Genomic DNA, 18,169 nt, shown 5'->3' with positions numbered 1-18,169 from the left:
TCTGGCTGACGGCCCGACGAAGGAGCAGCTCATGGCCACTGTTGTGCGTGCCGCGCTGGTGCAGGCGAGTTGGACGGGCGACACGGAGACGATGATCGCGGGGCACGAGGAGCACGCCCGCCGGGCCGCCGAGCGGGGCGCCCAGGTGATCGGCTTCCAGGAGGTCTTCAACGCCCCGTACTTCTGCCAGGTGCAGGAGCCCGAGCACTACCGCTGGGCGGAGCCCGTACCGGACGGGCCGACCGTCACCCGAATGCGGGAACTCGCCCGCGAGACCGGCATGGTGATCGTCGCCCCCGTCTTCGAGATCGAGCAGCCCGGCGTGTACTACAACACCGCCGCCGTCATCGACGCCGACGGCAGCTTCCTCGGCAAGTACCGCAAGCACCACATCCCGCAGCTCAGGGGGTTCTGGGAGAAGTTCTACTTCCGGCCGGGCAACCTGGGCTGGCCCGTCTTCGACACCGCCGTCGGCAAGGTCGGCGTCACCATCTGCTACGACCGGCACTTCCCCGAGGGCTGGCGGGAACTCGGGCTCGGCGGCGCGCAACTCGTCTACAACCCCTCCGCCACCGCCCGCGGCCTCTCCGCGCACCTGTGGCGCCTGGAACAGCCCGCCGCGGCCGTCGCCAACGCGTACTTCGTCGCCGCCATCAACCGCGTCGGCATGGAGAGGTACGGCGACAACGACTTCTACGGCACCTCCTACTTCGCGGACCCGCGCGGCCAGTTGGTCGGCGCGCCCGCCAGCGACACGGCCGAGGAACTGCTCGTACGGGACCTGGACTTCGGCCTCATCGACGAGGTGCGCCAGCAGTGGGCGTTCTACCGCGACCGCCGCCCGGACGCGTACACCGGGCTGGTGCGGCCGTGACCGCGCGCCCCGAAGACCCACCGCCCCGGCCACCCGGCGCCCACGCGGACCTGCTGCGGCGGCACCGGGCCGTGCTGCCCGCGTGGCTCGCCCTCAACTACGACCAGCCCATCGAGCTGACGCACGGCCGGGGCCGGCACGTCTGGGACGCCGAGGGGCGGCGCTACCTGGACTTCTTCGGCGGCATCCTCACGACCATGACCGCGCACGCGCTGCCCGAGGTCACCCGGGCCGTCAGCGAACAGGTCGGACGCATCGCGCACACCTCGACGCTCTACCTGAGCCGGCCCATGGTGGAGCTGGCCGAGCGGATCGCGCAGCTCTCCGGCATCCCCGACGCCCGGGTCTTCTTCACCACGTCGGGCACCGAGGCCAACGACTCCGCCCTGCTGCTCGCCACCGCGGCCCGCGGCTCCCAGCAGGTGCTGGCGATGCGCAACAGCTACCACGGCCGGTCGTTCTCCACCGTCGGCGTCACCGGCAACCGCGACTGGTCGCCCACCGGCGCCTCCCCGCTGCACACGCTGTTCGCGCACGGCGGGGTGCGCTCCCGTGGCCCGTTCGCCCGCCTCACCGACGAGCGGTTCGTCGAGGCGTGCGTGGCCGACCTCACGGACCTGCTCGGGCAGGCGCACGGCCGGGTCGCGGCGCTGATCGCCGAGCCGATCCAGGGCGTGGGCGGCTTCACCTCGCCGCCGGACGGGCTGTACGCGGCCTTCCGCGAGGTCCTCGACCGGCACGGCATCCTGTGGATCAGCGACGAGGTGCAGACCGGCTGGGGCCGCACCGGGGACCACTTCTGGGGCTGGCAGGCGCACGCCGGCAGCGGCCCGCCCGACCTGTTGACCTTCGCCAAGGGCATCGGCAACGGCATGTCCGTCGGCGGCGTGGTGGGCCGCGCCGAGATCATGGACTGCCTAAACGCGAACTCCATCTCCACCTTCGGCGGCAGCCCGGTCACCATGGCCGCGGCGCTCGCCAACCTCGGCTACCTCATCGACCACGACCTGCAGCGCAACGCCCGCCGGGTCGGTGGGCTGCTCATCGAGCGGCTGCGGGCGGCCACGGCCGGGCTCGACCTGGTGCGCGAGGTGCGCGGGCGCGGCCTGATGATCGGCGTCGAACTGGTGCGGCCCGGCAGCCAGGAGCCGCACCCACGGGCCGCGTCGGCGGTCCTCGAAGCGGCGCGCGAGGGCGGGCTGCTGATCGGTAAGGGCGGCGGCCACCACGGCAGCGTGCTGCGCGTCGCCCCGCCGCTGACCCTCACCGTCGCCGAGGCCGACGAGGGCGCGGCCATCCTTGAGGCCGCGCTGCGGGCCACGGCCGCCGACCCGTCCATCCGGACCGACGCGGAAGGGAACCACGCCTCATGAGCGAAGCCAGCCGTACCGTCGTCCGTGGCGGGCTCGTCGTCACGGCGGCCGACGAGGTCCACGCCGACGTGCTGATCGAGGACGGCCGGGTGGTGGCCGTGGCCGCGCCGGAGACCGAGTTCGCGGCCGGGTGGAGCGCGGCGCGGCAGATCGACGCGCGCGGCAGGTACGTCATCCCGGGCGGTGTGGACGCCCACACCCACCTGGAGTTCCCGTTCGGCGGCACGTTCTCCAGCGACACCTTCGCCTCGGGCACCACCGCCGCCGCCTGGGGCGGCACCACCACCCTCGTCGACTTCGCCGTGCAGTCCCGGGGCTACACGCTGCGCGACGGCCTGGACGGCTGGCACGCCAAGGCGCAGGGCAACTGCGCCATCGACTACGCCTTCCACATGATCGTCTCCGACGTCAACGAGCGCTCCCTGCGCGAGATGGACCTGCTCGTCGCCGAGGGCGTCACCTCGTTCAAGCTGTTCATGGCCTATCCCGGCGTGTTCTACAGCGACGACGGTCAGATACTGCGCGCCATGCAGCACGGCGCCCGCAACGGCGGGCTGGTCATGATGCACGCCGAGAACGGCCCGGCCATCGACGTCCTGGTCGAGCAGGCCGTCGCCGAGGGCCGCACCGACCCGCGCCACCACGGCGAGGTCCGCAGGACCCTGTTGGAGGCGGAGGCCACGCACCGGGCCATCGCGCTGGCCCGGGTCGCCGACTGCCCGCTGTACGTGGTGCACGTCTCCGCCGCCGAGGCGCTCGCGGAGCTGGCGCGGGCCAGGGACGCGGGGCTGCCGGTCTTCGGCGAGACCTGCCCGCAGTACCTGTTCCTGTCCGTCGACAACCTGGCCGAGCCGGACTTCGAGGGCGCCAAGTACGTGTGCAGCACGCCGCTGCGGCCCCGCGAGCACCAGGCCGCGCTCTGGCGCGGCCTGCGTACCGACGACCTCCAGGTGGTCTCGACCGACCACTGCCCGTTCTGCTTCGCGGGCCAGAAGGAGCTGGGCCGCGGCGACTTCTCGAAGATCCCCAACGGGCTGCCCGGCGTGGAGCACCGGATGGACCTGCTGCACCAGGGGGTGGTCGACGGCCACATCTCGCGGCGCCGCTGGATCGACATCGCCTGCGCGGCCCCGGCCCGGATGTTCGGCCTCTACCCGCGCAAGGGCACCATCGCCCCCGGCTCCGACGCCGACCTGGTCATCTACGACCCGCGGGCCAGCCAGGTGATCTCCGCGCGCACCCACCACATGAGCGTGGACTACTCGGCGTACGAGGGCCGCGAGGTCACCGGCCGGTGCGAGACGGTGCTCTCGCGCGGCGAGGTCGTCATCGACCGGCGCACCTTCACCGGCCGCGCGGGCCACGGCCGGTACGTGCCGCGCGACACCTGCGCGTACCTGCACTAGCCCGGCTGCCCCGGCCACCTCCGGGCCCCGGCCGCCGGGCCACCCCCACCCCGTCACGTCAGGAGGGCCACCGTGGACTTCGGCCTCGTCTTGCAGCTCGACCCACCCGCCGCGCAGACCGTCGGCCTGATGCGGCGCGCCGAACGCAACGGCTTCCGCTACGGCTGGACGTTCGACTCCGCCGTGCTGTGGCAGGAGCCGTTCGTCATCCACAGCCGGGTGCTCGAACACACCGAGCGCCTCATCGTCGGCCCCATGGTCACCAACCCGGGCACCCGCACCTGGGAGGTGACGGCCTCCACCTTCGCCACGCTCAACGAGATGTACGGCAACCGCACCGTGTGCGGCATCGGCCGCGGCGACTCGGCGCTACGCGTCGCCGGCCGCCGCCCGTGCAGCCTGGCCACCCTCGGCACCTGCATCGACGCCCTGCGCGACCTCGCCGAGGGGCGCGAGGCGGTGGTGGACGGCGCCACGGTGCGGCTGCCGTGGGTGCGCGGGGGCCGGCTGCCGGTGTGGATGGCGGCGTACGGGCCCAAGGCGCTGGCGCTGGCCGGGCAGAAGGCCGACGGGTTCATCCTGCAACTGGCCGACCCGTTGCTGACGGAGTGGATGGTCACGGCGGTGCGCGACGCGGCGGCCGACGCCGGCCGCGACCCGCGCGAGGTGAGGATCTGTGTCGCCGCGCCCGCCTACCTGTGCGACGACACGCCCGAGGCGCTGGCGCACGCCAGGCAGCAGTGCCGGTGGTTCGGCGGCATGGTCGGCAACCACGTCGCCGACCTCGTCAGCCGCTACGGCCAGGACTCCGACCTGGTCCCCGCCGAACTCACCGGCTACATCGAGCGGCGCACGGGTTACGACTACGCCCACCACGGCCGCGCCGACAACCCCGACACCGAGTTCGTCCCCGACGAGATCGTCGACCGCTTCTGCCTCATCGGCCCGCCGCGTGCCCACATCGCCCGCCTGGCCGCCCTGCGCGACCTGGGCGTCGACCAGTTCGCCGTGTACGCGATGCACGACGCGCGCGAGCACGTCATCGACGGCTACGGCCAGGAGGTCATCCCGGGCTTCGAGGCCCTGTAGCCCGGCAGCGCGGGACCGGCCGCACCACCGGCCGGCCCCGCCCCGCCGCTACCCGGCCGGCCCCCGCCACCGCCCGCCGTCATCCCCGCCCCGTCGCCCCGCCGCCCCGTCGCCCCGTCGCCCCGTCGCCCCGCCGCCCCGTCGCCCGGGCCGTGTTGGGCCGCGTTGAGCCGTGTTGGGCACGCCCCGCCCCGTACCGCCGGGTGGCCGGCCGCCGTTCGAGCGGTGCGCCGCAGCCGTCGTGCGGGAGGCGCTGACCCGGCCCGGGCGCGTGTCTAAGATGCCCGCATGGCTGTCACCGCGCGCTCTGTGCCGCGCCCCTGTCGTTGTTGTCGCTGACGCCTGCCTCGCCCCCGCGCGCCCCGCGCGCCCGCTCCCTCGCCCCTCCCGCGCTCCCGGGCGTCCGCGCCCGCCAGCGCTCTCCTCCCGAGGTGTTCCGCGATGACTTCTGCCCGACGTACCGTCCTCAAGCTGCTCGCCACCGTCCCCGTCGCCGCCCAGGCCGCCCGCGCCGCTACGCCCGCCGTGGCGGCCGAGGCGCCCGGCGGCATCGTCAAACCGCTGCCGGCCGACGTGTTCACCCGCCACGGCACCAACGCCGAAACCCGCCCGTCGGCCCTGCGTGGCACCGGCTTCCACACGCCCAACGACCGCTTCTTCGTCCGCAACCACACCGCGACCCCCGCCCTCGACGCGGACACCTGGCGGCTGACCGTGTGGGGCAGCGGGCTGCGCGGCGGGCCCGTCCGGTTCACCCTGGCCGACCTGCGCGCCCTGCCCGCCGTCAGCCGCGATGTGGCCATCGAGTGCGCCGGCAACGCGCGCGGCTACTTCGCCTCCCAGCAGCACGACACCGTCACCGGCACGCCCTGGACGCTCGGCGCCGTCGGCGTGGCCCGCTGGCGCGGGGTGCGCCTGGCCGACGTGCTGCACCGGGCGGGGATCGGCGACCACGCCGTGGCCGTCATGCCGCGCGGGCTCGACGCGGAGTACGTCACGGCCGGCGTGAACCAGGGCCGGGTGCGCCGCCCGCTGCCGGTCGCCAAGGCGCTGGCCGACGTGCTCCTCGCGTACGAGATGAACGGCGCGCCGCTGCCGCCCGACCACGGCTTCCCGCTCCGCGTGGTGGTGCCGTCCTGGGTCGGCATCGCCTCCATCAAGTGGCTCGGCGACATCGAGGTCAGCGCCGAGGCCCTGCACTCGCCCTGGGACACCGACTACTACCGGCTGTTCGGGCCAGGCCACCCGCCGCAGGGCAGCGCGCCGCTGACCCGACAGCCCGTCAGATCCACCTTCGAACTGGACCACGGCGCCACCCTCGACGCCCGCCACACCCACCGGCTGACCGGCCGCTCCTGGTCCGGGCACGCGCCCGTGGTCGAGGTGCGGGTGAGCACCGACGGCGGGGCGCACTGGCGCCGGGCCCAGCTCCAGGACCCGCCGCGCCGGTACGGCTGGGTCCGCTGGTCCGTGCCTTGGCACCCACACGCCACCGGCCCGACCACGCTGCTGGCCCGGGCCACCGACGCGGCGGGCAACACCCAGCCCGACCACACCCCGCCCAACACCCAGGGCTACTTCTTCGACGCGGTGGTCCGCCTCCCGGTCACGGTCGTCTGAGCCGGTCACCCACTCCTCGCCCCGAGGCCGGGGGCGGGCGTACTGCCGCGACCGTGCGCGCGCTGCGTACGCTCGCGCCAGCGCACCCGCCCCCGGCCCGAGGAGCCCGCTCTCGTGTTCACCACCCGGCCCACCCTGCACGGCACCTTCGGCATGGCCTCGTCGACGCACTGGCTCGCCTCCCAGTCGGCGATGGCGGTCCTGGAGGACGGCGGGAACGCCTACGACGCGGCCGTGGCCGCCGCGTTCGTGCTGCACGTGGTCGAGCCGCACCTGAACGGCCCGGCCGGCGAGGTCCCGATCATCATCGCCCCGGCCGGCGGCGCGGTGCGCGTGCTGTGCGGGCAGGGCCCCGCGCCGGCCGGCGCCAGCGCCGCCGCCTACCGCGACCTCGGCCTGGAGCTGGTCCCCGGCACCGGGCCGCTGGCCGCCGCCGTCCCCGGCGCCTTCGACGCGTGGCTGCTTCTCCTGCGCGACCACGGCACCAAGTCGCTCGCGTCCGTGCTCCGGTACGCCATCGGCTACGCGGAGGCGGGCCACCCGCCCGTCGAGCGGCTGACGGAGACCGTGGAGCGGGTGCGGGCCCTGTTCGAGAGCGAGTGGACCACCTCGGCTGAGGTCTACCTGCCCGGCGGGAAGGCGCCCGCCCCCGGCACCCTGTTCACCAACCGGCCGCTGGCCGCCACCTGGCGGCGCCTGCTGGCCGAGGCGGACGCGGCCGGCGGCGACCGCGAGGCGCGCATCGACGCCGCGCGCCGGGTGTGGCGGACCGGCTTCATAGCCGAGGCACTGGTCGCCTCCGCCGCCCGCCCGGCGCTCGACACCTCGGGTGAGCGGCACGCGGGCCCGCTCAGCGGCGACGACCTGGCCGCCTTCGAGGCCACGTACGAGGAGCCGGCCCGCTACGACTGGCAGGGCTGGACCGTGTGCAAGCCGGGCCCCTGGTCGCAGGGCCCGGTCCTGCTCCAACAACTCGCCCTGCTCCCGGACGGCCTGACCGCCGCCGACCACGGCACGGCCGCGTACGTGCACACCCTCGTCGAGGGCGGCAAGCTCGCCTTCGCCGACCGGGAGGCGTGGTACGGCGACGCGCGCGGGCCGGGCACCGTGCCGCTGGCCGCCCTCCTCGACGCGGACTACAACGCCGCCCGCCGCGCGCTGATCGGCCCAGGCGCCTCGTACGAGCTGCGCCCGGGGCACCCCGAGGGCCGGGTGCCGCGCCTGGCCGCGCACACCCACGCCGTGGCCCGTGGCGAGCGGGCCGCGACCGGCGTGCTGACCAGCGCAGCGGCGGGGGTCGGCGAGCCGACCGTGACGGCCGACGGCGGCACCCGGGGCGACACCTGCCACCTGGACGTCGTGGACCGCTGGGGCAACATGGTCTCGGCGACGCCCAGCGGCGGCTGGCTCCAGTCCAGCCCCGTCGTCCCCGAACTCGGCTTCCCCCTCGGCACCCGGCTCCAGATGGCCTGGCTCGACCCGGACCTGCCGAACACGCTCACCCCGGGGCGCCGCCCGCGCACCACGCTCTCGCCCTCCCTCGCGCTGCGCGACGGCGAGCCCGTCCTCGCCTTCGGCACCCCCGGCGGCGACCAGCAGGACCAGTGGCAGACGCACTTCTTCCTCGCGGTGGCGCTGCGCCCGCCCGTGCGCGGCGGGCTCGACCTGCAGGGCGCCATCGACGCACCCAACTGGCACCAGGAGGGCTTCCCCGAGTCGTTCTACCCGCGCGGCATGCGCCCCGGCGGCGTCACCGTCGAGGAGCGGTTCGACCCGGAGCTGATCGCGGAGCTGCGCCGCAGGGGCCACGACGTGAGCGTCGGCGGGCCCTGGTCGGAGGGCAGGCTGAGCGCGGTCGCCCGGGACCCGGAGACCGGCGTGCTGTCGGCGGCGGCCAATCCGCGCGGGGCCCAGGGGTACGCGGTCGGCCGCTGAGCCCGGCCGCCGTGTCGGTTTTCCCGGAGTTCACCCTGCGGCCAGCCACGCGATGTCAATCCTGCTGGTGGGGCGTGGTTCGATGGACACATGATCGAAGCAATGGACCCGGGGGAATGGGCACGCCTTGAGGCGGCGGTGGACGAGGCCGTCCGCAAGGCGGCGGCCACGGAGATCATGCCGCGGTTCCGGCAACTGGCCCAGCACGAGATCGTGCAGAAGAACGGCCCACACGACCTCGTCACGGTCGCCGACCGGCTCGCCGAGGAACAGCTCACCACCGCGCTGACCGCGCTGCTGCCCGACTCCGTGGTGGTCGGCGAGGAGGCCGTGCACGCCGACGCCGGCGTCCTGGCCGCCCTTGAGGGCGAGGTGCCGGTGTGGATCGTGGACCCGGTGGACGGCACCCGCCAGTTCGTCCACGGCGACCCCGGCTTCGCCACCCTGGTCGCGCTGGCGCACCGCGGCGAACTGCTCGCCTCCTGGACGTACGCGCCCGCCCTCGACCTGATGGCCGTGGCCCGCAGGGGCGGCGGCGCCGAGCTGGGCGGCCGGCCGCTGCGCTGCGGCCCGCGCCCGGCCGGCAAGGTCATCGACGTGGCCATCTCGCACTACGACTTCACCACCGACGTGGAGAAGGCGGCCCTGTCCGGGCTCATGACCGAGGGCGTCGCCCCGCGGCCCTGCGGTTCGGCCGGCCTGGAGTACCTGGACGTGGCCCGTGGCCTGCTGGACGCCGTGGCCTTCTCCTGGGAGAACCCCTGGGACCACGCCGCCGGGCTGCTCCTGGTGGCCGAGGCGGGCGGCGCCTCCGGCACCGTGGCCGGCGAGCCCTTCCGCCTCGCGGGCGGCAACGCGCTGCCCTTCACCGCGGCGCGGGACGCGGAGACCGCGGCGCATATCCTGAGCCTGCTGACCGCGGTCGGCTAGGTCAGCGCACGAGCCGCGCGCGCCGTAGCCACCACCGCGGGCGACCTCACAGGCGAGGAGGCCGATGTGCCGTCGATGCTCGACGCGGTGGTGGTGGGGGCCGGGCCGAACGGCCTGACCGCCGCCGTTGAGCTGGCCCGTCGCGGCCTCGCGGTGGAGGTGTTCGAGGCCCGCGAGGCGCCGGGCGGCGGGGCCCGCACCGAGGAGCTGACCCTGCCCGGCTTCCGGCACGACCCGTGCTCGGCGGCGCACCCCCTCGGCGCCGGCTCGCCCGCCTTCAACGCCATGCCGCTGGAGCGGCACGGCCTGACCTGGCTGCACCCCGAGCTGCCGATGGCCCACCCCTTCCCGGACGGCACCGCCGCGATCCTGGCCCGCTCCGTGGGCCAGACCGCGATGTCGCTGGGCGCCCGGGACGCGGGCGCCTACCGCCGGCTGGTCGCGCCCTTCGTCGGCCGCTGGGAGGCGCTGGCCGCCGACTTCCTGCGCACCCCGTGGCTCGGGCGGCCACGGGACCCGGCCACCTGGGTGCGCTTCGGCTCGCTCGCCCTCCAGCCCGCCGCGCTGCTCGCCCGCCGCTTCCACCAGGACAAGGCCCGCGGCCTGCTCGCCGGGCTCGCCGGGCACGCGGTGGCCCCGCTGCGCGGCGTCGGCACCGGCGGCCTGGCCCTGATGTTCGCGATCGCCGCGCACGCGGTCGGCTGGCCCGTCGCCCGTGGCGGCTCGCAGGCCATCACGGACGCCCTCGTCTCGTACCTGCGCGAACTCGGCGGCGCCGTGCACACCCACTACGAGGTCAAGCGCCTGGACGACCTGCCGCCCGCCCGCGCGTACGTCTTCGACACCTCGCCCACCGCGCTCGCCCGCATCGCGGGGCTCGGCGACGCCTACCGCGGCTTCCGCTACGGGCCCGCCGCCTTCAAGATCGACTACGCCCTGGACGGTCCGGTGCCCTGGACGGCCGCCGAGGCGCGCCGCGCGGGCACCGTGCACATCGGTCCCACCCTCGGCGAGATCGACGGCGCGCTGCACGCCGCCGTCGCGGGCCGCGACCCCAGCGTGCCCTTCCTGATCACCACCCAGCCCAGCCTCATCGACCCCACCCGCGCGCCCGCCGGCAAGCACACCTTCTGGGCGTACGGGCACGTGCCGAGCGGTTGGCGCGGGGACGCCACCGAGGTCATCGAGCGGCAGTTGGAGCGCTTCGCGCCGGGCTTCCGGGACCGGGTGCTCGCGCGCGCCGTCGCCGGCCCGCCCGAACTGGCCGCCCGCAACGCCAACTACGTCGGCGGCGACATCGCCTGCGGCGCCTTCACGGGCCTGCAGACCGTGCTGCGCCCCAAGCTGGCCCGCGTCCCCTACGCCACCGCGCATCCCGCGATCTTCCTGTGCTCGTCGGCCACCCCGCCCGGCCCCGGCGTGCACGGCATGTCGGGACACCACGCGGCGCGCGCGGTGTGGAGCGGGCTGCGCCGCTGGTAGGGGGCCGGCGCGCGGGCCGCGTCCGCTGTTGTTAGGGTGACCTAACTTCCAGGGAGAGGGCGGGACATGACCACGCAGTCGCCGGAGTCACCGGAGTTCGACCACCTGTTGCACGGCGTCCCCGACGTACCGTCAGCGGTCGCCGCGTACACGGACGCCGGCCTTCCCGCCCACGTCAACCCGCCCTACCTGGGCTTCCAGAACGGCGCGTGGCGCCTGGACGTGCGCTACGTCGAGATCCTCACCGTCGTGGACCACGCGGAGTTCGCCGACTCCCCGTACGGCAGGGCGATGGCGCCGATGATGCCCTTCGTGACGGACCAGATCGCGGCCGGCGGCGGTGGGCTCAACTTCGCGGTCAACGTCACCGACGCCACGGCGACCACCGAACGGCTGCGCCGCGCGGGCCACGAGGTCGAGTTGGTGACCTTCGCCAAGGAGGGCTCGCCCGTCTCCTTCCGCGAGGCGTTCCTCACGGACGCCCCGCGCTGGGCGCCGTTCTTCATCAGCTACGAGCCCGACCGGCAGACCATCCTCGACACCTACCGGGGCGGGGGAGGCCGGCGCGGCGCGCACGACCTGGTCGGTTTCGTGATCGAGACGCCCGAACCGGCCGTGGCCGCCGACTGGTTGAGCCGCCTCCTGTGCCTGCCGACCACCGCCGACGGCACCGTCGTACCGCTGCCCGGCGGCCACGTGCACTTCACCGCCGGACCGGCCGACCGGATCACCACCCTGCTGCTGACCGACGGCACCCCACCCACCACCCGCGTCGCCGGCCTCGACGTGCGCCCGGCCTGACCGGCGCGCCCTGACCTCGCCCCGCCACCGGTAGGCGCCGGCGGGCGCCGGCGGGTCCGCCCCGGGGCGGGCGGGACGGAACGGGGCCGGGCGGGGCGGCGCGAGGCGAGGGTGAGACGGCGGGCCGATGGATCAAGATCAGCCAGATGGGCGCGGCTCCAGGGCCATGTCGGATTTCCGCGAGCCCCAGCCGTGCGCACCCGCGATGCTGAGCGCATGCACTCTGACTTCGACCGGTGCGTGAGAGCCGTCCAGTCCAAGGACGCCCGCTTCGACGGCTGGTTCTTCACCGCGGTCCTCACCACCCGCATCTACTGCCGCCCGAGCTGCCCGGTGGTGCCGCCCAAGGTCGAGAACATGACGTTCTACCCGAGCGCCGCCGCCGCCCAGCAGGCCGGGTTCCGCGCCTGCAAGCGCTGCCGCCCGGACGCCAGCCCCGGCTCCCCGCAGTGGAACGAGCGCGCCGACCTCGTCGCCCGGGCCATGCGGCTGATCGCGGACGGCGTGGTGGACCGCGAGGGCGTCCCGGGCCTCGCCGCCCGGCTCGGCTACAGCACCCGACAGATCGAGCGCCAACTCCTGGCCGAACTCGGCGCCGGCCCGCTCGCGCTGGCCCGCGCGCAGCGCGCGCAGACCGCCCGGCTGCTGATCGAGACCAGCGAGCTGCCGATGGCCGAGGTCGCCTTCGCCGCCGGCTTCGCCAGCATCCGCACGTTCAACGAGACGGTACGGGAGGTCTTCGCCCTCTCCCCGACGGAACTGCGCGGGCGCACCCGCCGCGGCGACCGGCCCACCGCGCCCGGCGTGCTCAGCCTCCGGCTGCCCTTCCGCGCCCCGCTGTGCCCGGACAACCTGTTCGGCCACCTCGCCGCCACCGCCGTGCCCGGCGTGGAGGAGTGGCGCGACGGCGCGTACCGGCGCACGCTGCGCCTGCCGTACGGGCACGGCATCGTCAGCCTCCGGCCGGCGCCCGACCACATCGGCTGCCAGCTCTCGCTGACCGACCAGCGCGACCTGGCCGGCGCCATCAGCCGCTGCCGCCGCATGCTCGACCTGGACGCCGACCCCGTCGCCACCGACGACCTGCTGCGCACGGACGCGGAGCTGGCACCGCTGGTGGAGAAGGCGCCCGGGCGCCGGGTGCCGCGCACGGTGGACGCCGACGAGTTCGCCGTACGGGCCGTGCTCGGCCAGCAGGTCTCCACGGCAGCCGCCCGCACCCATGCGGGCCGGCTGGTCACCGCGCACGGCGAGCCGGTGGACGACCCGGCCGGCGGCCTCACCCACCTGTTCCCCAGCACCGAGGCCCTGGCCGGCCACGACCCGCAGGCCCTGGCCATGCCGCGCACCCGCCGGGCCACCCTCGGCACGCTGATCGACGCGCTCGCCTCCGGGGACATCACGCTCGGCGTCGGCAGCGACTGGGACCGGGCCCGCGCGCAGTTGGCGGACCTGCCCGGCATCGGCCCGTGGACCGTGGAGGTGATCGCGATGCGCGCCCTCGGTGACCCGGACGCCTTCCTCCCCACCGACCTCGGCATCCGCCGCGCCGCCGAGGGCCTCGGCCTGCCGAGCACCCCCGGGGCGCTGATCCGGCACAGCGCCCGGTGGCGGCCCTGGCGCGCGTACGCCGTGCAGTACCTGTGGGCCACCGAGGACCACCCGATCAACCTGCTGCCCGCCTGACGCGCCCCGCCCGCCCCCGAGCGCGGCCGACGCCCGTGGCGTGCGCCGGTCGCGCCGCCCCCGATACCCTCACTCAGCCCGAGCCCAAGGAGAGCTACCTGCCGTGCCCGTACGCGTCCACACCCTCATCGACAGCCCCTGTGGTCCGCTCACCCTGGTGGCCACCGACGGGGTGCTCTCCGGTCTGTACATGACCGACCACCGGCACCGGCCGCCGCTGGAGACCTTCGGCGAACGGGACGAGGTGCCCTTCGCCGCGGTCATCGACCAACTCGCCGAGTACTTCGACGGCCGCCGCACCGACTTCTCCGAACTGCCGATCCACCTGTCCGGCACGCCGTTCCAGCGCCGGGTCTGGGAGGAGCTGCGCTCCATCCCGCACGGCGTGACCATCTCGTACGGGCAACTCGCCGACGCCATCGGACAGCCGAGCGCCGCCCGCGCGGTGGGCCTGGCCAACGGCAAGAACCCCATCAGCATCATCGTCCCCTGCCACCGTGTCATCGGCTCCACCGGCAGCCTCACCGGCTACGGCGGCGGACTCCAGCGCAAGCGCCAACTGCTGGACTTCGAGCGGGGCCGCGTCCAGTGCCTGGACGGCGCGTTCGTGGCCGAGGCCACGGAGCGGGCGGCCCAGGAGCAGCTCTTCTGAACCGTCGCGCATCGCGGCCGGGGCCTGAGTCGGCGCCGCTGGTCGGCGCGCCACGGCCTGGCCGCGCGGAGGCCGTCCCCGCCCAGGAGTGCGGGGACGGCCTCGTGTGGGGGAGTGGTTACCAGCCGGTGCCGAGGGTGTGGCGGGTGGCGAAGGTGTTCTGTCCGGTGCCGGGGTAGAGGTACATGTTCCCGGTCGTTCCTTGCGGGGCTTGGACACCGGTGATATCGGTGTTCCCGTCCCCGTTCAGATCGGCGCTGAAGATGTCCCGCATGATGTTCCATCCCGATCCCGCGGAGACCGGCGAGTTGAACGTACTCGCTCCGTTCCCGGGATAGATGAACAACGTGCCATCGGACTTCGCGCGGGCAGCGATGTCGGACTTCCCGTCGCTGTTGAAGTCCCCACCGGTGAGTTCCTCAAGGTGGTTCCATCCGGTACCGGCCATGATCGGGGAATCGAAGGTACCCGCGCCGTTCCCGGGATAGATGAACAACGTCCCATCGGCCTTCGCGCGGGCGGCGATATCGGCTTTGCCGTCACCGTTGAAGTCCCCACCGGTGAGTTCCTCGACGTGGTTCCATCCGGTACCGGCCATGATCGGCGAATTGAAGGTACCCGCGCCGTTCCCGGGATAGATGAACAACGTGCCATCGGACTTCGCGCGGGCGGCGATATCCGTGTTCCCGTCACCGTTGAAGTCACCGCCGGTCAACTCGTCCAGACTGTCCCAGCCCGTCCCCATCGACCGCCTGGCTTCCAAAGCCCCGGCCCCGTTCCCCGGGTAGACGAACAACGTCCCATTCACCTTCGCCCGCGCCACCACATCCGACCGACCATCACCAGTGAAGTCACCCCCCACAAAATCCGTCATCCCCGCATCCCCAGGCGGCGGCGTGTCGTCATCGACGATGTTGACATTGCGTATGGGCTTGTAATTGGATGTGCCGCTACCGGCGAAGTAGGGGTACGGGATCTTGCGGTGGTGAACGCCGGAGCTACTGAACTCGTAACCCCAGTAGGAGTTCTTGCCGGCATCGGCCCAGCCCTCGAAGAGCACGATGTGGCCGTCATTGCCGGCGCGGTCGTTGTTCAGCGCGTCACCCGGCCGCAGCTCGGCCTTGCTGATGCTCCTGGCCGCGCCGCTGGGCACGAAATTGGGGGTCGCGAGGCCCGGCTTACCGAGCTTCCACGCCATCGAGACGAAACCGGAGCAGTCGCGTCGGTACCCCTGGTAGGTGCCGTTCTGGTTGTACGTGAGACCGAGGCCGACCCAGGAACTCGCTCTGGTGAGGGCCTCGCTCCGGGTCACCCTCTCCGCCGCGAGCCGCACGGAGCGCTGTTGCTCCTGGATCGAGGGCGCTCCCTGCCCGTGGCTCCCCCTGTCCTGTACGCCGTCCGCCGAAGCAGCCGCCGCAGCGGGGGCGGGGGACGCTGACGCGGTGCCCTCCAGCACCGTGACGCCGAGTGCCAGGACGCCGGCCAGGGTGAGAGCGAGGGAACGACGGTGGTGAACAGATGGGGACATGACGCGACTCCAGTCGGGTAAATGCGGCAGGAAAGTCGTGGAATTCCCGGTGTCGAGCAGCGCACATTCCCGTTCTCCGGGTGTGCTGTCGAAAAACACCGGAATACGAGCGCCGACGGGGGCGGCGCCAGCGAAACGCACCGGCGCTGCGCACTCCCTCGGTGCTGCCTCAGTTTCCGCTCGACGACGCGGTGACCGGAAGCCTTACGGGGTGGACGGAATGTGTCGTGTCACAGACCGTCCACAGGCGTATGGCGGTCGCCTGGGTGGAGTCGCGCGGCGACCACGGGACAGTGGAGCCTGGCCGTCTTGTGTCACGGCAGAATCAGTCCAGCGGAAAGTTCTTCCGTTCCCCGCCCCGGGTGAGGAAAGTCGAGACACCTCACGCCGTGCTCGATTCTGCACGGTCCATCCATGTGCTCAGGGGGGAACAACCCATGCCCGTGCATAAGCGTTCGTGGCTGCGCGGTGTCCGCGCGATCCTGACGGCCGGCACCGCCGCGGCCCTCGCCCTTTCCGTTTCACCCGCCTCGGCCGCCAGCGTGGCGACCTGGGACAAGGTCGCCCAGTGCGAGAGCGGCGGCAACTGGTCCATCAACACCGGCAACGGCTACTACGGCGGTCTGCAATTCTCCAGAAGTACCTGGGACTCTTTCGGAGGAAAGGGGTACGCGCCCTACGCTCACCAGGCGACGAAGCAGCAGCAGATCCTCATCGCGGAACGGGTGCTCGGTGTGCAGGGAGAGCGTGCGTGGCCCACCTGCGGCCCCAAGGCGGGTCTCGGGCGCGACCACGCGAACCCCTACCCGCCCACGCCGACCGACCCGCCTGGGGATGCGGGGATGACGGATTTTGTGGGGGGTGACTTCACTGGTGATGGTCGGTCGGATGTGGTGGCGCGGGCGAAGGTGAATGGGACGTTGTTCGTCTACCCGGGGAACGGGGCCGGGGCTTTGGAAGCCAGGCGGTCGATGGGGACGGGCTGGGACAGTCTGGATGAGTTGACCGGTGGTGACTTCAACGGTGACGGGAACACAGATATCGCCGCCCGCGCGAAGTCCGATGGCACGTTGTTCATCTATCCCGGGAACGGCGCGGGTACCTTCAATTCGCCGATCATGGCCGGTACCGGATGGAACCACGTCGAGGAACTCACCGGTGGGGACTTCAACGGTGACGGCAAAGCCGATATCGCCGCCCGTGCGAAGTCCGATGGCACGTTGTTCATCTATCCCGGGAACGGCGCGGGTACCTTCGATTCCCCGATCATGGCCGGTACCGGATGGAACCACCTTGAGGAACTCACCGGTGGGGACTTCAACAGCGACGGGAAGTCCGACATCGCTGCCCGCGCGAAGTCCGATGGCACGTTGTTCATCTATCCCGGGAACGGAGCGAGTACGTTCAACTCGCCGGTCTCCGCGGGATCGGGATGGAACATCATGCGGGACATCTTCAGCGCCGATCTGAACGGGGACGGGAACACCGATATCACCGGTGTCCAAGCCCCGCAAGGAACGACCGGGAACATGTACCTCTACCCCGGCACCGGACAGAACACCTTCGCCACCCGCCACACCCTCGGCACCGGCTGGTAACCCCCGGCCCGGCGACGGTTGCCCACAGGGGACCCGTTGGCGCCCCGCGCCCCGCAGCGGGAGGGGGCCGGCGCTGCGTACGGCGACACGGGCCCGGCGCGCTCACGCGGGCCGGGCCCGTGCCGCCGGCGGGGGCCCTGTCGGGGCAGCGCGAGCGCTGGTCAGCGGGTGGCGGGGAGCCAGCCGTCCTGGACCGCGTGGACCCCCGCCTCGAAGCGGCTGCGGGCGTCCAGTCGTTCCATGAGGTCGGCGGCGATGCGGCGGGCGGTACGGGGGGAGACCCCGAGGCGCTTGGCGATGGCCTCGTCCGTGAGCCCCACGGCCAGCAGGCGCAGGGTCTCCGACTCCTGAGTGGGCAAGGCGGTGCCGCGCGGAGGGGCCGGGTCCCCGAGGGGCAGCGCGGCGGCCCAGAGGCTCTCGAACAGGGCGCACAAGGCGGTGAGGGTGGACTGCCCGTCCAGGATGACGGCCCCGGCGCGCGCGTCGGCCGGGTCCAGCGGCAGGACCGCCTTCCGGCCGTCCAGGATGATCATGCGAAGGGGCAGGGTCGGCGTGGTGCGGACCTTGCCTCCTCGGCTGTGCAGCCAACCGACGTGGTCGAGCGTCGGTTGGTGGTTGCGGACGCTGGACAGGTAGATGGTCCGCATGCGCACGCCACGGTCCAACAGGGTGGCGTTGGGCCCGCGGCTGGCTTCGAGGTCCTCAGGGGTGTGGGCGCCCCCAGGAGCCAGGGTCGTCACCTCGTTCTCCGCCTCGGCGCCGAGCTGCGCGAGACGGGCCCGGATGGCGTCGGCACCGTGTACGATTTCTGACCCTCCGCTGTCACCACGAGGGCGGAGCGCGGAGCACTCGGCGATCAACTGGGCCGCGGCGGCGCGGGATGCCTCGACCCTGTGCTGCTGCGCGGCGAGTTCGGCGTGCTGCCGGGCGAGCAACAACTCCATGGCGGCCTCGGGAGGCACGGCGTGGAAACCGCTGTGCTCGTTCGGGGAGGGCTGCACCACGGCCAGCGCGCTCAGTTCGGACAAGCTGTCGCGGACCTCTTGCTCCGAGCACCGCAGACGCAGAGCGAGTTGGGTGACGCCTTCGTCGGAGTAGGCGAGCATGGCCCGATACAAGCGCTCAGCGGGCAGGGACAAGCCGATGGAATCAAGCACGGAGACCCCCCAATAGCAGCAGTTTAAGAATACACGTC

14 protein-coding genes are annotated in these 18,169 nt (G+C 73.3%); 12 read left to right on the top strand and 2 right to left on the bottom strand.

The window, feature by feature from the left end:
- Window positions 1-31 precede the first annotated feature (31 nt).
- The 11 genes from H7H31_RS05565 (at window position 32) to H7H31_RS05515 (ending at window position 13,848) form a co-directional block, all read left to right on the top strand.
- Complete coding sequence (locus H7H31_RS05565; RefSeq protein ID WP_187060485.1) at window positions 32-874, top strand: nitrilase-related carbon-nitrogen hydrolase; 843 nt, start codon at window positions 32-34, stop codon at window positions 872-874.
- Window positions 871-2,247, top strand: coding sequence for an aspartate aminotransferase family protein (locus H7H31_RS05560; RefSeq protein ID WP_187060484.1), 1,377 nt, complete (start codon window positions 871-873; stop codon window positions 2,245-2,247). Before H7H31_RS05565 ends, H7H31_RS05560 begins: the two co-directional genes overlap by 4 nt.
- Window positions 2,244-3,653 (top strand): dihydropyrimidinase, encoded by a 1,410-nt coding sequence (gene hydA, locus H7H31_RS05555; protein WP_187060483.1) that lies wholly within the window; start codon window positions 2,244-2,246, stop codon window positions 3,651-3,653. Before H7H31_RS05560 ends, hydA begins: the two co-directional genes overlap by 4 nt.
- 72 nt (window positions 3,654-3,725) lie before the next feature.
- Window positions 3,726-4,742, top strand: coding sequence for a TIGR03842 family LLM class F420-dependent oxidoreductase (locus H7H31_RS05550; RefSeq protein ID WP_187060482.1), 1,017 nt, complete (start codon window positions 3,726-3,728; stop codon window positions 4,740-4,742).
- Between the two features lie 441 nt (window positions 4,743-5,183).
- The gene (locus H7H31_RS05545) at window positions 5,184-6,362 is read left to right on the top strand and encodes a sulfite oxidase (protein ID WP_187060652.1); all 1,179 of its coding nucleotides are present in this window, start codon (window positions 5,184-5,186) and stop codon (window positions 6,360-6,362) included.
- A 114-nt stretch (window positions 6,363-6,476) separates the two neighbouring features.
- Window positions 6,477-8,297 carry a gamma-glutamyltransferase family protein gene (locus tag H7H31_RS05540; RefSeq protein ID WP_187060651.1) on the top strand — a complete coding sequence of 607 codons (1,821 nt, stop codon included), beginning with the start codon at window positions 6,477-6,479 and terminating at the stop codon, window positions 8,295-8,297.
- A 90-nt stretch (window positions 8,298-8,387) separates the two neighbouring features.
- Complete coding sequence (locus H7H31_RS05535) at window positions 8,388-9,227, top strand: inositol monophosphatase family protein (protein ID WP_232109699.1); 840 nt, start codon at window positions 8,388-8,390, stop codon at window positions 9,225-9,227.
- A gap of 75 nt (window positions 9,228-9,302) precedes the next feature.
- Window positions 9,303-10,709: a phytoene desaturase family protein gene (locus H7H31_RS05530; RefSeq protein WP_187060653.1), complete on the top strand. Its 1,407-nt coding sequence runs from the start codon at window positions 9,303-9,305 to the stop codon at window positions 10,707-10,709.
- Window positions 10,710-10,775: 66 nt separating this feature from the next.
- On the top strand, window positions 10,776-11,510 hold the full coding sequence (locus H7H31_RS05525; protein ID WP_187060650.1) for a VOC family protein: 735 nt from the start codon (window positions 10,776-10,778) through the stop codon (window positions 11,508-11,510).
- Window positions 11,511-11,726: 216 nt separating this feature from the next.
- Window positions 11,727-13,196: a DNA-3-methyladenine glycosylase 2 gene (locus tag H7H31_RS05520; protein WP_187059630.1), complete on the top strand. Its 1,470-nt coding sequence runs from the start codon at window positions 11,727-11,729 to the stop codon at window positions 13,194-13,196.
- 103 nt (window positions 13,197-13,299) lie between these two features.
- Window positions 13,300-13,848 carry a methylated-DNA--[protein]-cysteine S-methyltransferase gene (locus tag H7H31_RS05515; protein ID WP_232109698.1) on the top strand — a complete coding sequence of 183 codons (549 nt, stop codon included), beginning with the start codon at window positions 13,300-13,302 and terminating at the stop codon, window positions 13,846-13,848.
- Between the two features lie 118 nt (window positions 13,849-13,966).
- On the opposite strand, the gene H7H31_RS05510 is transcribed toward H7H31_RS05515, so the two are convergent.
- A complete protein-coding gene (locus H7H31_RS05510) occupies window positions 13,967-15,517 on the bottom strand; it encodes a C40 family peptidase (RefSeq protein WP_187063665.1) in 1,551 nt (516 codons plus the stop codon).
- Window positions 15,518-15,813: 296 nt separating this feature from the next.
- On the opposite strand from H7H31_RS05510, the gene H7H31_RS05505 reads away from it, so the two are divergent.
- On the top strand, window positions 15,814-16,974 hold the full coding sequence (locus H7H31_RS05505) for an FG-GAP-like repeat-containing protein (protein WP_187063664.1): 1,161 nt from the start codon (window positions 15,814-15,816) through the stop codon (window positions 16,972-16,974).
- 161 nt (window positions 16,975-17,135) lie between these two features.
- Here H7H31_RS05505 and H7H31_RS05500 read toward each other — a convergent pair whose 3' ends face one another.
- Window positions 17,136-18,131 (bottom strand): helix-turn-helix domain-containing protein, encoded by a 996-nt coding sequence (locus tag H7H31_RS05500; RefSeq protein WP_187063663.1) that lies wholly within the window; start codon window positions 18,129-18,131, stop codon window positions 17,136-17,138.
- Window positions 18,132-18,169: the final 38 nt, after the last annotated feature.

Source organism: Streptomyces buecherae, from assembly GCF_014295035.1.
GTDB lineage: Bacteria > Actinomycetota > Actinomycetes > Streptomycetales > Streptomycetaceae > Streptomyces > Streptomyces youssoufiensis.
This window is presented reverse-complemented; position numbering and strand designations above follow the sequence as displayed.